This window comes from Endozoicomonas sp. ALC020 (assembly GCF_049275935.1).
Taxonomy (GTDB): Bacteria; Pseudomonadota; Gammaproteobacteria; order Pseudomonadales; family Endozoicomonadaceae; genus Endozoicomonas_A.
In genome coordinates this window covers 4875322-4890422 of record NZ_CP184830.1, presented here as the reverse complement: position 1 = coordinate 4890422, position 15101 = coordinate 4875322, and the positions used below count along the sequence as shown (strand labels likewise).

Genomic DNA, 15101 nt, shown 5'->3' with positions numbered 1-15101 from the left:
TTTGCAGGACACCACCTTCTTGCCCAACAACCCGGTAGCCAGCAGTTCATGTTCATAGCTCATAGGGTGTGGGCGCCCCTGCCCTTTTCGGGGAGTCCTGTTAGAGTTCATCTCTTGGCTTAGGATCATTGGGATAAATAACGCCCGTTTCGTCCTCCACCCGATCGCTGAAGAAATGGATTTCGTCCATCACTCGGGCCGTGAAGGAATGGTAGTAGTTCAATCCGGTTAATCGATAGTTCAGCCCCTCCAGCTTGTCGGGCCGGGTGAATCTGGCAGAAGCTTTTTCCCAATTGCATTGCCTGGGCTCTATCCAGGCACCTTTTTTCCAGGCTTCTCCAGAGGTCAGACCGGTATCGCATTGATAGACGTACTGCCCAAAACCTTCGGAGTCTGCTTCTGCAGAAAAGATAATGCCTTTTTTCATACTGATCATATGGTGATGCGCATAGTGTTTCTTCTTATCTTCAGTGACCGTCAGTAGATCAGAATCATACTGAAAGTCATGGTTGACTCTGAATGTCTTGGAATAACCATCTTTAAGCAATGGAGGCTCTTTGCCATCCAGTTTTTTTGAGCTCACCAATTTTCCCCAAGCACCGATATAAGGCACGTTTACGGGTTCTTCAGGGTATCGAACAATAACCAGCTGATGATGCCTGCCCCTTAGCACCATTGCCCGGGTATAAGGGTCAACATTGAGGCCACTGAGGTCTCCTCTTAAAGAGGTATTCGTACCAGGGTGGTGTATCCCATTTTCTTCATCTGCTATAAACAGGGTTTCACCAAACTGTAACAGACCATCTCCTGCCCTGTTGATCGATTCATCGTCAATATCATCCCAATAGCTGTAAGGGATTCCATCTTCGAGCGTTACATGTTGCAGGAGTGCTCTGGAATAATAACGCTTTTTTTTCTTCAGATTTCTTTGCATGACACCCAACACATGGAAAGTCCCTTTTTTGTCCTGGTAGATATCCAGCCCGGTCATGGGCATAGAGTAATCAACACCCATGCGGAAATCCCACATAGAGAGGTAGTTTCCTTCTATCCAGTGCGGAAACCTAACCAGCTGCCTCTTGTCGATATCGATAATAAACAGGTGTCCATGCTGGGCGGCAAACAACCAGTTTTTCTTGTAGCGCTGATTAAATTCGGCACTGTAGGCGAGATAAACAGGCGAGTTGGCATAGGATAAATTGAAGTAACCAAGATTAGGAGATGGAGAATTTACCGAGAAAGGCTCCTCTCCTTCGCCCCCAACAAACACCAAACCGTTAGAACAACCAAAAGCAAACCGGTTGTTTCCCAGAGGCATGTGAAAAGAGCTCAGACTGTAACGATGAGCCATAGTTTTGCTGGTCAGGGGAATATTGGTAAATTCATTCATCAGACAACCGGGAAGATTGCCATTAAAAACCGTTTTCCAAGCCTTGCTATCGGGCCTGCTTTCGATAACAACTGCGTTACCGTCGCTGTTGACCGCTCCAAGCTGAAACACCAATGTTTCCTTAGCTTGTGAATTCGGTGAGCAAAGCAGCGTGACAGATGAAAACAACAGGGCTTTAAGAGTCCGAATCATAAAAACCTCGAAATCAGGGCGATGAATGAAGCCATAAGTGCTTGGCCTTTATGAAATTTGACTCAACAAATTGCCAAGGGCTCAATGAAACGGATAAGTTTAGACAAGCGGGCTGAATACGCCACGCATCAGGAAAGGCAGGTCAGGCGGTCACCCAGAGAATAACGGCATCTTCCTCACTGAGAGAAATCAGAGCATGTCCCATCTCGGCATCGTAATAGGTGCTATCACCCTCATTGAGTTCTACCGGTTGATAAAACTCTGTGTAGAGCATGATTTTGCCACTGAGAACCAGCAAAAATTCCTCACCCTCATGCCTTACCCAATCCTGATAATCCTCAAATGACCGGGCACAAACCGTCGTTTTGAAGGGCACCATCTTCTTGCCCGACAACTCAGTCGCCAGCAGCTCATGTTCGTAAGTGGTGGTGGGGTGTGGGCGCCCCTGCCCTTTTCGGGTAATGTCCCGGCGACCGCTGGCGGCCTTCTTTTCCGAAGGTTGGGTGAACAACTGGGGGATATCAATACCCAGACCCCTGACCAGTTTGGTCACAGCAGTAAAGGTGGGCGATATCTGCTCATTTTCTATTTTGGAGAGGGTTGATCGGGCCAGACCGGTTTTCTGGCTGGCTTCTTCCAGTGTCAGATTGAGGCTCAGACGGATTTCACGGACTCGCTGTCCCAGTTGCAACGGCTCAACAGCAGCCTCCCTGTTACTGCGGGAGATGATGACCGACTGTTTTTCCTGCTTCAGAAAGTGCGCCTGCTCTGATATTTCCTGTTCTGACATTTATAGTTATCTCTACTTCCAGACGTACTCGATACTATATAAGCTTCCCGTAAAAAGAAATAAGCTACCCGGAAATTAAATTCCCCTAAAATCTGTCAAAAAACATTCAGCGTTGTATTTACTCAATTAATTCATTAAGTTAGGCGTACCGTCAGGATAAGAAACCTTTGTACTGCAGGTCTCGTCCTGACCCTGATCATCTGTCTGAGCTGACACCCTGTGGTGTCCTATAACAAAGACCTGAAAATAATAACAGAACATCCAATAGCGTGGAGTGAAGTTTCATAATGGAAACACTGACCGAAATCATCGGTGCCATTAATGGCGTCGTTTGGGGACCCATGATGCTGGTCCTCATGCTGGGGATAGGACTATTCCTGATGCTGGGCCTGCGACTGATGCCCATCCTGAAGCTGGGCACCGGCTTTAAACTCCTCTGGCAAGGCCGCAGTGCCGGGTCCGGCGACTCCGGTGAAATCCCTCCTTTCCAGGCCCTGATGACCGCCCTTTCTGCCACCATCGGTACCGGTAACATTGCCGGTGTTGCAACGGCCGTCTTCATGGGGGGTCCCGGTGCGCTGTTCTGGATGTGGTGTACTGCTCTGGTGGGTATGGCCACCAAATTCTCGGAAGCTGTATTGGCCGTAAAATACCGTGAGGTCGACGAAAACGGCAAGCACTACGGTGGCCCTATGTACTACATCAAGAATGGTCTGGGTTCACGCTGGGCATGGCTGGGTACAGCCTTCGCTATTTTCGGTGCGATCGCCGGCTTCGGTATCGGCAACACCGTTCAGTCCAACTCGGTGGCTGACGTCCTGCAAAGTAACTTCAACCTGCCTCCCGTCGTGACCGGTTTTATTCTGATGTTCCTGGTAGGTGCTGTACTGATTGGCGGCATCCGTAGAATTGGCGCGGTGGCCAGTACTCTGGTTCCCCTGATGGCCATTGCCTACCTGGTCGCCGGTCTGGTTGTTCTGGCTATCAATGCTGAGCAAATTCCTGCCGCCCTGAGCCTGGTCTTCACCCACGCCTTTACACCTACTGCGGCTACCGGTGGTTTTGCTGGCGCTGCGGTATGGGCTGCTATCCGCTTTGGTGTCGCTCGTGGTGTGTTTTCTAACGAAGCCGGTCTGGGTTCTGCGCCTATCGCTCACGCGGCAGCAAAAACCAACGACCCCGTTCGTCAGGGCCTGATTGCCATGCTGGGTACTTTCCTGGACACACTCATCGTCTGCTCCATCACCGGCCTGGTCATCATTACTTCCGGTGCCTGGACCTCAGGTGCGACAGGGGCCGCGTTAACTTCTGCCGCATTTGCTGAGGCACTGCCGGGTGTCGGTAACTATGTGGTTGCCATTTCTCTGGCTATCTTCGCCTTTACAACCATTCTGGGCTGGAGCTTCTACGGCGAGCGTTGCATAGTATTCCTGATGGGCCCAAGAGCGGTAAAAGCCTATCGCTTCCTTTGGATTGTCGCCGTTCCAGTGGGCGCTACTGTGAGCCTGGATTTCATCTGGCTTGTAGCTGACACTATGAACGCTATGATGGCTATTCCCAACCTGATTGCCCTGGCGCTGCTAAGCCCCGTTGTATTCAAGCTGGTGCGTGAATACTTCGGCAAGCAATCTGAAGCATCAGAGGCAGTGACTGAGTAAACAGTGCCTCTAATCAGCTCCAACGAAGCTGCAAACAGATCGACCATCTGTTTGCAGCTTTCTTTCCCACCCTCTCATTCTTGAGTACTTCACGCCTTACCCAAACCCTGAAACATATTCAGAGGGCCATAAAAAAGCGCTACCCGACAGCCCTGTCACTGCTACTATTCCAGAACCTGTCGTTTCAGTTACCGGTCAGGAGTCTTTTTTATGACCAGTAAAGATATCAGGAACCATCGAATGTCTGACGAGGTTTATCAGGAGAACTTTTCCGATATCAAGCCTCCGTTATCGTGCTATCAGGCCAATATGGAAGCCAGTCGTTGCCTTTATTGTCACGATGCCCCCTGCATTTCTGCCTGCCCGACAGGTATCAATATTCCCTCGTTTATCCACCGAATCGCTGATCATAATGAAGACGGTGCCGCCCGGGTTATTCTGGAAGAAAACATTCTGGGGGGGAGCTGTGCCCGGGTCTGTCCAACAGAAGTCCTTTGTGAGCAGGCTTGCGTTCGAAACCACTCGCCAGAATGTAAACCGGTGATGATTGGTCGCTTGCAAAGGTATGCCATTGATCACCGGCAAAAAGCTTCTCACCCATTTATCCGCGCTCAGAAAACAGGCCAAAACGTCGCCGTTATTGGCGCGGGCCCTGCCGGTCTGGCCTGTGCACACAAACTAGCCAGACTGGGACATGACATCACCCTGTTCGAGGCTCATGACAAACCCGGCGGGCTCAATGAGTACGGCATAGCCGCTTACAAACTGGTAGAGGATTATGCCCAGGAGGAAATCCGATTCATTTTCGAAATCGGCGGCATAAACCTTGAGACAGGACGCAGAATCGACCTTGCGCAACAGCTTGCCGACCTGACCATTCAGTTTGATGCCGTCTTTCTTGGCATTGGACTGGGGTCTGCGAAAGCCATTGGATTGCCCTGTGAGCAATCCGGAGGTATCCAGGAAGCGCTTGGCACCATTGAAACCGTTCGTCAAACCAAAAACCTCGCCGAACTGCCCGTAGCTTCAAAGGTCGTTGTGATCGGCGGCGGTAATACAGCCATTGATGTGGCCAGCCAGATGCGCCGACTGGGAGCCGATGAAGTGACGATCGCTTATCGAAGAGGTCTTCAACAGATGTCAGCCACTCATCATGAACAATCATTCGCAAAAGAAAGCGGTGTTCGCATTATTCCCTGGCTGAAACCCAAAGGTTTTGAGACAAAAGCCGGGCAATTGCATGGTGTTCGTTTTGTGAAAACAACTCAGGACTCTGCTGGCCAGCTGCTTGAAACCGGCGAGCTGAGAGTAATTCCCGCTGACCGGGTTTACAAGGCCATTGGCCAGACAATAACAGCAGAGTGCTTTTCTTCTGGAAAGCTCGCCAGAAGTCAGAACGGAAAAATCAGAGTGGACGATCAATTCAGAACCTCTATCGGTAATGTCTGGGCAGGAGGCGACTGTGTTGATAACGGGGAAGATCTCACCGTCCATGCAGTCCAGCATGGCAAACTGGCTGCTGAAGCCATCAACCGGTTTCTGCAACCGCTCGAAGTATAGGCAGTAAAAGATGATGGCAGACCTTAGCACCGGTTTTCTCGGGATTCGGTCCCCCAATCCATTCTGGTTAGCCTCAGCACCGCCCACGGATAAGGCATACAACATTTACCGGGCATTTTCGGCAGGCTGGGGAGGTGCCGTATGGAAAACTCTGGGTGAAGACCCGGCGCCGACCAATGTTTGCTCAAGGTACTCTGCTCATCGGGATACTCACGGGCGGATTCTGGGCATCAATAACATTGAGCTGATTTCAGATCGCCCGTTACAAGTCAATCTGGATGAAATCAAACAGACCAAAAAAGACTGGCCCGATCGGGCTTTAATTGTCTCTCTGATGGTGCCCTGCGAAGAAGCGAGCTGGCAACGTATTCTCAATCAGGTTGAAGCAACCGGCTGTGACGGCGTCGAACTCAATTTTGGTTGCCCCCATGGCATGCCGGAGCTCGGTATGGGCGCGGCGGTAGGGCAAGTCCCCGAACTCATTACCAAAGTCACCGGATGGTGTAAACAACATACACGACTGCCGGTTATTGTTAAACTGACGCCTAATGTCACCGATATTGTCCAGACAGCCAGTGCCGCTCTTGCAGGTGGAGCAGATGCGGTGTCACTGATCAATACCATTAACTCCATTACCAGCATCAATCTCGATACCATGGTCGGCTACCCGGCCGTCGGCAATTATTACACCAGCGGTGGTTATAGCGGCGAGGCCGTCAAACCTGTTGCCCTGAATATGGTGGGACAACTGGCACGACACGATGAAACAGCCAAACTCACGATATCCGCCATGGGCGGAATCACGACCTGGCGGGATGCTGCAGAATATCTGTCACTGGGGGCAACAAGCCTGCAAGTCTGCACAGCGGTGATGCTGAATGGATTCAAGATCATTGATGAACTGGTTGACGGACTCTCAAGATGGATGGATCAGAAAGGTTATCAGGCGCTGTCTGAATTTCGTGGGGCTGCCGTTGCCAGCCTTACTGACTGGAACAGACTGGATCTGAGCTACAAAAGTGTTGCTCATATTGACCAGAGTCATTGTATCCGGTGTGGCCGTTGTTTTGCGGCCTGCGAAGATACTGAACATCAGGCCATAGCCTTGCAAACATCTGATGACGGAAAAGACCGAACCTTTGAAATCATTCCGGGGGAGTGCGTCGGTTGCAACCTTTGTCAGATCACCTGTCCCGTTGAGGGGTGCATCACGATGATCAGTCTTCCTGGCTCAAATCCAGAGCTGTAGGTCATTTGAGCCTGCTGGATTTATTGCGTTCCGGCATTGTGTACAATTCTCCATATATCCATAAACACCTCATCAGCGTCGCCTCCCAAAGCATCTTCATATTTTCCATATCTCTCTTCTGCTATTTTTATGGCTGGTTTGGGGTCTGCTCCGTGATCTAAAAGGCATCTGGCGATTTTATAAAACTCTCTCAAATCCTCATCATTTAATTCACAGTCTGAAATACGAAACATTACTAATCTTAAAGGCGTAATCGGTTGTATAAACCCGTTTGGATCGTCCTGATCTGTGGCCTGCCTGTAACTTGGATCAGCTCCTCTGTTCAAACAGTCTTCAACTCTTTCAAAATCATAATTACTTACCGCCTCCATTAATTCTTCGTCAACGGCTCTCTTCTGACTTGCTATTACTACCAAACCTGGATCCGAGGTCAGTAATACTGTGTCAGAACCGCTCGCTGCAACATGTGTAGTCGCGGATGCTACCGGAAACCCTGAATTGAATGTTGCTAAAGAATAATCATTTGATGAAATTGTTTCTGTGCTTCCAGCAGTGGTGCTTTCAGCATAACTGCCTGTACTCGATGGGGCCAACCTAACCGTAAAGGTAAACGGACTGTCATCTTCACTACTGCTATATGGCGCGCTTGAACTCGGCATGATCCTTGAGCTATCAAGCCCGGCACCTAAAAATAAAGCACCCGCCCATAACCGTCCAGCCATCGCTGGAGTTGGAGGCAGCGACGAATCGAAAACCTGAGTAAAGCCTGACTGTAAAGTTAAAGTGGACATCAAAGGCAATAGATAGGAAGCGGAGTGTTTCATAATGACGGAATTCCTCTCAACAGCTACAACCTCTGTAGCCAGAACGAAGCCAAACTTTCAATATTAATCAAAACTCAGGATTTTTCTATTTAACAACTCGTTCCCACGCTCTGAGGGTGTCGCAAAACTCCAACAGCTCGTTCCCATGCTCTGAGTTCGTCATTCCCGCGAAGGCGGGAATCCAGCGCCAACGGTGGATCTCTGCCTTCTCGGGGATGACAAGGCCAGGGGAGCACCGGGCAGTATGGTTCTGGTGGTGAGTCAGTGTGGATTCCCGCCTTCGCGGGAATGACGAGAATGAAATCGGGAATGACGGGGGTGAAGGCGGGAACCAGAGTTTTGCGACACCCTCGCTTTGCGTGGGAATGCATACCTCCCCTGATGTTGGAGTTTTGCGACAGCCTCAAAGGCGGGAATCATTCAGATTGAGTTAATAAGCTTGCAGTTGTAACTGCTGGCGAGTACCCACTCTCCCTATAACAAAGTTGTCAGATTTACTGTCAGAAACGGAACATTCCATGTATGGAGAGTGTCTAGGTTTTATGAGTCATAAATAAACAGAGACAGCAACAATGAATATATCTTCGACTCCGAGCACTTCCTCATTGAATCTTGTGTCGACAAAAGACGCTGAGGGCAGTAGTGATGAAACTGATAAGGCTGATGCAAAATGCAGTATTGTGGATCTGGATCATTGTTATGCCGAACTTTCGCAGGAGCTTACTGATACTCTGACGACCATAGAAAAAATGCCTGTTCTGGAAAGGGTGGCAACTTCTTACGTCAACCCACAGCCTCCTGCAAAGAAAATATCGATTTGCCCGCAGAATTATTCATTGACAGGCAAGAGCCTATCGAGTTGGAGCTCCATCACTACCTGCCAGCTTGATCAAGTTGTTCAGGTAGCTTGTGTCGTAGAAGTCGAAACAGCAACAGGGCCTTCTTCATCCGCAGCAGTCAGAAGCAAGAAGTCAAGGAATAAAAAAGCAAGATCACCTGAAACAAGAAGGCTTGAGAACAGGGAGTCTGCTCAAAGAGCCAGACAAAAGGCAAAAACTCGTATGGCATACCTGGAAGAAGAATTGCAAAACATTAAAATGGAGAATTTGTACCTGCAGGTTAAGAACACTGAAATGGCAGAGCACATTTCCGAAAGGAAAGCAGAAAATATGATTTTAAGAGGAGTATTGCCAGGGGAGAGATTTGTGCCAATTGCTGACAATTATAAATGGGATTCTAACAAAATGGGCGACCCGGAGGATGAAGACGAGTGTGCAGAGAAAATACCGCCAAAGAAGGAATTTGCATCTGCTCCTGAGTACTTCGAACTGGATGATCAAGCAATATTTGATAGCGATGATGATGCCAGCTAGACCATACGAAATATTCGATTCCTAATGGCTGGGTGCTTAGTCTCAACTACCAGATGCAATGACATTAAGTGGTGCAAGCGTGAATGAATGGGCTCATACAAGAGTGGACAAGACAGCAGCACTGTTACCATTACTTTCCCCGAAATCTTATAAATCATTGATTTTTATAAATTTTTACCCACCTCGTTTCCTATAGGAAACAAATGGGTTGATGTGAAACCTCCAGATTTGCTACTCTGCCAATTCTCTGAATGTATGTTGAATTTTTTTAGTCGTTTAATTCAGGGATCTTATCGTGGAAAAACAACGGCTTCTTTCAGACCAGAATCGTTAGTCCGATAAAAATCTAAAATACAAAAGGTTTTTATGAGATAAGAATACAGAGGGAGCAGATCATGGGACTGAGCATTTTCGACCTTTTTAAAATTGGCATCGGGCCTTCATCCTCACATACCGTGGGTCCCATGGTGGCTGCCAACCGTTTTCTGGATGAACTCCACACCAACCAGCACTTCGAGCAGACACACCGCATTAAGGCCGACCTCTATGGTTCTCTGGCCATGACCGGAGAAGGACACGCTACAGATGTTGCCGTCCTTCTGGGACTTCTGGGCGAACACCCTGATAGCGTGAGTCCCGACAAAGTGCCTGAATACGTCTCTGACATTAAGAACAACGATCGACTCAAGCTGGGTGGAATCAGGACTATAACCTTTCATTTCGATACTGATCTGCAATTTCATTTTGGAAACTCCCTGCCCAATCACCCCAATGGCATGTCACTTACGGCTCTCGATGCCGATGGGCAAGTCCTTTACAAGAACCGATATTACTCGGTAGGTGGCGGTTTTGTTCTCAACGAGCAGGAAGCCTCTTCCAATCTATCCACCAACCTTCAAGCTGCCCCCATTCCCTACCCTTTTGAAAAAGGTCAGGACCTACTGGACCACGGCAAAAACAGTGGTTTATCCATCGCCGAGCTGGTGCTTGAAAACGAAAAACATCTGGGTCGCAGTCAGGATATTTCCGGGGATCTGATGGCCATCTGGCAGGTGATGGATCAATGCATCCAGCGCGGTTGCCAGCAAACCGGGAAACTGCCCGGGGGACTGGATGTTGCCCGCCGCGCCAGTGACATACACAAACGCTTAATCAACAAGCCAAAAGAGCATTGGGATGACCTGCAAAGCATGGACTGGGTAAGTCTTTTTGCCCTGGCCGTGAATGAAGAAAATGCAGCAGGGGGCCGGGTCGTCACCGCACCGACTAATGGTGCTGCCGGTGTCATACCCGCCGTTCTGGCTTATTATGATCGCTTTGTTCCCGGCAGCTGCGAACAGGGCATTCAGGCTTTTCTGGCTACCGCAGCCGCCATTGGTATGCTGTACAAAAAAAATGCCTCCATTTCAGCCGCTGAAGTGGGCTGTCAGGGCGAGATCGGGGTAGCCTGCTCCATGGCAGCAGGGGCACTCTGCGCCGTTCTGGGCGGCACCAATGAACAGATAGAAAATGCGGCAGAAATTGGTATGGAACATAACCTGGGACTGACCTGTGACCCGGTTGGAGGTCTGGTTCAGGTGCCATGCATAGAGCGAAACACTATGGGTGCAGTCAAAGCCATTAATGCGGCACGACTCGCCCTACAGGGTACCGGCCAGCATCGGGTCTCACTGGACAGCGTGATAGAAACCATGCACCAGACTGGCCTGGACATGCAGGATAAGTACAAGGAAACCGCCACTGGCGGACTGGCAGTCAATGTTGTCGTGTGCTGAGACTCGTGACAGATGCCAATAAAAGCAAAAATAATCAGCACAAATACCCGGAATGCTCCGTATAACCCGGAGCATTCCCATGGGAGCATGGGCCGAGGTCCGTGGTTCAGGTATTTTCAGACCATCACAGGGCTGTCCCATCCACCGACGGCCGTCAGAGAAAGGTAGAAACATGGCTGTTGATAAACAGGCACTCAGCGCTCTGGAACAGAGCAACGCATTTACCGGTCGTCACATTGGCCCGGATCAGGCTCAGCAACAGGCAATGCTGTCCGAACTGAAACTGGAGTCACTGTCTGATCTGATTGAACAGACCGTTCCCAAAGCCATTCGCCCATCCACTACCCCAGGAGAGAACACCCTGGCGGTTGCAGCGGGCAAGACAGAAGTTCAGGCGCTGGCATACCTGCGTTCACTGGCTGACCAGAACAAGGTGAACAAATCCTACATTGGTATGGGCTACTACAACACCCATATTCCAAACGTCATCCTCAGAAACGTTCTGGAAAACCCCGGCTGGTACACTGCCTACACGCCTTATCAACCCGAAATCTCCCAGGGCCGTCTGGAAGCCTTGCTGAACTTCCAGCAAATGGTCATGGACCTGACCGGTATGGAAGTCGCCAACGCTTCCCTGCTGGACGAAGCCACCGCAGCTGCAGAAGCGATGGCACTTTGCCATAGATCCAGCCGCAGCAAGAACAGGGTGTTCTTTGTTGCAGACGACGTCCACCCGCAAACCATCGACGTCATCAAAACCCGTGCTGAGCACATGGGTATTCAGGTAGAAGTCGGCAACCCTGTTACCGATCTCGAAAAACACGACATCTTCGGTGTACAGCTGCAATACCCTGGCACTTACGGACAGATTACCGATGTCGCCAGCATCGTCGCCAAAGCCAAAGAACAAAAAGCCATGGTGTCTGTCGCCACCGACCTGATGGCTCTGATGCTGCTGAAGTCACCCGGTGAGCTGGGGGCTGACATTGCTTTGGGCAGCAGCCAGCGATTTGGTGTCCCTATGGGCTTTGGTGGTCCGCACGCCGCTTTCTTTGCTGCCAGTGAAAAACTGAAGCGCTCCATTCCCGGTCGTATTATTGGTGTTTCCATCGACCGCCGTGGTAACCAGGCTTACCGCATGGCGATGCAGACTCGTGAGCAGCACATCCGTCGTGAAAAAGCGACGTCCAACATCTGTACTGCCCAGGCTCTGCTGGCCAACATTTCTGCGTTCTATGCCGTTTATCACGGGCCACAAGGTCTGAAGACCATTGCTGAGCGCATCCACCGCCTGACCACTATTCTGCATAAAGGCCTGACCACTCTGGGCGTTCAGTGTAATAATACTTTCTTCGACACCCTGACCCTGAAAGTGGGCAGCCAGCAGGAAGCGATCTATAACCGCGCCCTCGAAGCTGACTGCAATCTGCGTCGCATCAGCTTCGATCAACTGGGCATCAGCATTGATGAGACCACAACAGCGGAAGACATCACGCAGCTGTTCAATATCATTCTGGGACAGGGTCAGGATCTGGATATTCAGACCATTGACAGCCAGTTTGCAGTGTCCGGCCTCAAAGACGAGCATCGTCGTACTGATGCCGTACTGACTCACCCGAATTTCAACAGCTATCATTCCGAAACCGATATGATGCGCTACCTGAAGCGTCTGGAGAACAAGGATTACTCCCTGACCCACGGCATGATTCCTCTGGGCTCCTGCACCATGAAACTGAATGCCGCTGCTGAAATGATTCCGGTGTCATGGCCTGAATTTGCCAACATCCACCCGTTTGCACCCAGAGATCAGGTCAAGGGTTATATGACCATGATCAACGAACTGGAAGCGGCACTGGAAGAAATCACCGGTTACGACAAAATCTCCATGCAGCCCAACTCAGGGGCCCAGGGAGAATATGCCGGTCTGCTGGCCATCCGTAACTATCAGGAAGCCAATAACCAGGTACACAGAAATATCTGCCTGATCCCCTCTTCTGCCCACGGCACCAACCCAGCTTCTGCCGCTATGGTCGGCATGAAAGTGGTCGTCGTTGACTGTGATGAGAATGGTAACGTCGATGTTGCCGATCTTCAGGCCAAAGCTGAACAACACAGTGAAAACCTGTCCTGCCTGATGGTGACCTACCCTTCCACCCACGGTGTTTATGAAGAAGAGATTCGCAACATCTGCGACATCGTTCATGAGCACGGGGGACAGGTCTACATGGACGGCGCCAACATGAACGCCCTGGTCGGCATTGCCAGGCCCGGCAAGTTCGGCTCCGACGTTTCGCATCTGAACCTGCATAAAACCTTCGCTATTCCTCACGGTGGCGGCGGTCCCGGCATGGGCCCCATCGGCGTCAGAAGTCATCTGGCGCCTTACCTGCCAAACCACTGCGTCAGCCCGATTGAAGGCGATAACGAAGGTATGGGTGCAGTATCAGCAGCGCCATTTGGCAGCGCCTCTATCCTGCCCATCAGTTATCTGTACATTGTCATGTTGGGACAGCAGGGTCTGCAACAATCCAGTGAAGTCGCCATTCTCAACGCCAACTACATGGCTGAGAAACTGGCTGCTCATTACGACGTTCTGTATCGTGGCCGCAACAACAAGGTGGCTCATGAGTGCATTATCGATATTCGTCCGATCAAAGAAGCCTGCGGTGTCACCGAAGAAGACATTGCCAAGCGCCTGATGGATTACGGTTTCCATGCACCGACCATGTCCTTCCCGGTTGCCGGCACTCTGATGATTGAGCCGACCGAATCCGAGTCCAAAGACGAGATCGATCGTTTCGTCAGCGCCATGATTGCCATCCGCAAAGAAGTTCACAAGGTACAGGAAGGCGAATGGCCTGCCGAAGATAACCCGCTGTGCAACGCTCCGCACACTATGGAAGATCTGGTAGACAGCGAATGGAGCCATCCGTACAGTCGTGAAGAAGCCGTCTTCCCGTTGAAAGGCTCTATCGATGGCAAATACTGGCCCACTGCCAACCGTATCGATAATGTCTACGGCGATCGCAACTTTATCTGCTCCTGCCCATCTATCGAAAGCTATCAAGAACAAGACTAAAGTCGTCTGAGAACCAGCATTGAAACGGGGAAGTCACTTCCCCGGCTTCTTCACAATTTCAGGGAGTATCCCTAATGACCGAACTTAAAAAAACACCACTGCATAGCCTGCACCAGGAGCTGGGCGCGAAAATGGTTCCTTTCGCAGGCTTCGATATGCCGGTTCAATATCCTCTGGGGGTTAAAGCCGAGCATCTGCACACCCGTGCAAAAGCGGGTTTGTTCGATGTCTCCCACATGGGGCAGGTTCGTCTGACAGGCAACAATCCGGCCAGGGCTCTGGAAGCTCTGGTACCTGTCGACATTATTGATCTGCCTGAGCGCAAGCAACGCTACGCCCTGTTCACCAATGAACAGGGGGGCATAATGGACGACCTGATGGTCACCAACGAAGGCAATGACAGCCTGTACATTGTTGTCAACGCCGCCTGTAAGGATCAGGACATTGCTCACATGAAGGCTCATCTGCCTGAGGATGTTAAGCTGGAGGTTCTGGATGACCGTGCTCTGGTCGCCATTCAGGGTCCTGAAGCAAAATCCGTTATGGCCCGCTTCGCGCCTGAAACAGAGAAGATGGTCTTCATGGACTCCATTCACATGACTATTGAAGGCGTTGACGTTTACATCAGTCGCTCGGGTTACACTGGTGAAGATGGTTTTGAAATCTCAATCCCGGAAGCGGACGCTGACAAATTCTGTCGTATGCTGCTGGATCAGCCGGAAGTCGAGTTCATTGGTCTGGGTGCTCGTGACTCCCTGCGTCTGGAAAGTGGACTCTGCCTCTATGGTCACGATCTGGATACAGAAACCACGCCTATCGAAAGCAGTCTGATCTGGGCCATCAGCAAAAACCGTCGTAAGGATGGTGAGCGTGCTGGCGGCTTCCCCGGCGCAGACAGGATCCTGAGCCAGATTGAAAACAAAGACCTCACCCGTAAACGTGTTGGTTTAATCGGCAGCAGTCGTGCTCCGGTTCGTGAAGGGACTGAGGTCGTCAATGCCGAAGGCGAGAAGATCGGTATGGTGACTTCGGGAACCTTTGGACCCACTGTCGGCGCTCCTGTCGCCATGGCTTATGTTGCCAATGAGTATGCCGCTCTGGAAACAGAAGTTTTCGCACAGGTACGTGGCAAGAAACTGCCTATGACTGTCAGTCGTATGCCGTTTATTGAACAGCGTTACTATCGCGGTTAACCCCCGCAAAAAAGCCCG

Annotated in this window: 11 protein-coding genes; 7 read left to right on the top strand and 4 right to left on the bottom strand. The window is 50.6% G+C overall.

Annotated elements, in window-relative coordinates:
• Positions 1-100: 100 nt before the first annotated feature.
• Entirely contained in the window at positions 101-1501 is a 1401-nt protein-coding gene (locus ACOJUO_RS18300) for a hypothetical protein (protein ID WP_422137742.1), read from the bottom strand.
• A 223-nt stretch (positions 1502-1724) separates the two neighbouring features.
• The gene (locus ACOJUO_RS18295) at positions 1725-2312 is read right to left on the bottom strand and encodes a helix-turn-helix domain-containing protein (protein WP_422140081.1); all 588 of its coding nucleotides are present in this window, start codon (positions 2310-2312) and stop codon (positions 1725-1727) included.
• Positions 2313-2659: 347 nt separating this feature from the next.
• On the opposite strand from ACOJUO_RS18295, the gene ACOJUO_RS18290 reads away from it, so the two are divergent.
• The 3 genes from ACOJUO_RS18290 (at position 2660) to preA (ending at position 6839) form a co-directional block, all read left to right on the top strand.
• On the top strand, positions 2660-4030 hold the full coding sequence (locus ACOJUO_RS18290; protein ID WP_422137741.1) for an alanine/glycine:cation symporter family protein: 1371 nt from the start codon (positions 2660-2662) through the stop codon (positions 4028-4030).
• A 210-nt stretch (positions 4031-4240) separates the two neighbouring features.
• Positions 4241-5590 (top strand): NAD(P)-dependent oxidoreductase, encoded by a 1350-nt coding sequence (locus ACOJUO_RS18285; protein ID WP_422137740.1) that lies wholly within the window; start codon positions 4241-4243, stop codon positions 5588-5590.
• Between the two features lie 13 nt (positions 5591-5603).
• A complete protein-coding gene (gene preA, locus ACOJUO_RS18280) occupies positions 5604-6839 on the top strand; it encodes an NAD-dependent dihydropyrimidine dehydrogenase subunit PreA (RefSeq protein WP_422137098.1) in 1236 nt (411 codons plus the stop codon).
• Positions 6840-6859: 20 nt separating this feature from the next.
• Here the strand turns inward: preA and ACOJUO_RS18275 are convergent, their stop codons facing one another.
• Complete coding sequence (locus ACOJUO_RS18275; RefSeq protein WP_422133373.1) at positions 6860-7663, bottom strand: hypothetical protein; 804 nt, start codon at positions 7661-7663, stop codon at positions 6860-6862.
• Positions 7664-7752: 89 nt separating this feature from the next.
• On the bottom strand, positions 7753-8034 hold the full coding sequence (locus ACOJUO_RS18270) for a hypothetical protein (protein WP_422133372.1): 282 nt from the start codon (positions 8032-8034) through the stop codon (positions 7753-7755).
• Positions 8035-8412: 378 nt separating this feature from the next.
• Here ACOJUO_RS18270 and ACOJUO_RS18265 point away from each other — a divergent pair, with 378 nt between their 5' ends.
• From ACOJUO_RS18265 to gcvT, 4 genes are all read left to right on the top strand, one after another.
• Positions 8413-9036: a bZIP transcription factor gene (locus ACOJUO_RS18265; protein WP_422137739.1), complete on the top strand. Its 624-nt coding sequence runs from the start codon at positions 8413-8415 to the stop codon at positions 9034-9036.
• A gap of 395 nt (positions 9037-9431) precedes the next feature.
• Positions 9432-10811 carry an L-serine ammonia-lyase gene (locus ACOJUO_RS18260; RefSeq protein ID WP_422137738.1) on the top strand — a complete coding sequence of 460 codons (1380 nt, stop codon included), beginning with the start codon at positions 9432-9434 and terminating at the stop codon, positions 10809-10811.
• A gap of 172 nt (positions 10812-10983) precedes the next feature.
• The gene (gene gcvP, locus ACOJUO_RS18255; protein ID WP_422137737.1) at positions 10984-13890 is read left to right on the top strand and encodes an aminomethyl-transferring glycine dehydrogenase; all 2907 of its coding nucleotides are present in this window, start codon (positions 10984-10986) and stop codon (positions 13888-13890) included.
• Positions 13891-13964: 74 nt separating this feature from the next.
• Entirely contained in the window at positions 13965-15083 is a 1119-nt protein-coding gene (gene gcvT, locus ACOJUO_RS18250; RefSeq protein ID WP_422137736.1) for a glycine cleavage system aminomethyltransferase GcvT, read from the top strand.
• Positions 15084-15101: the final 18 nt, after the last annotated feature.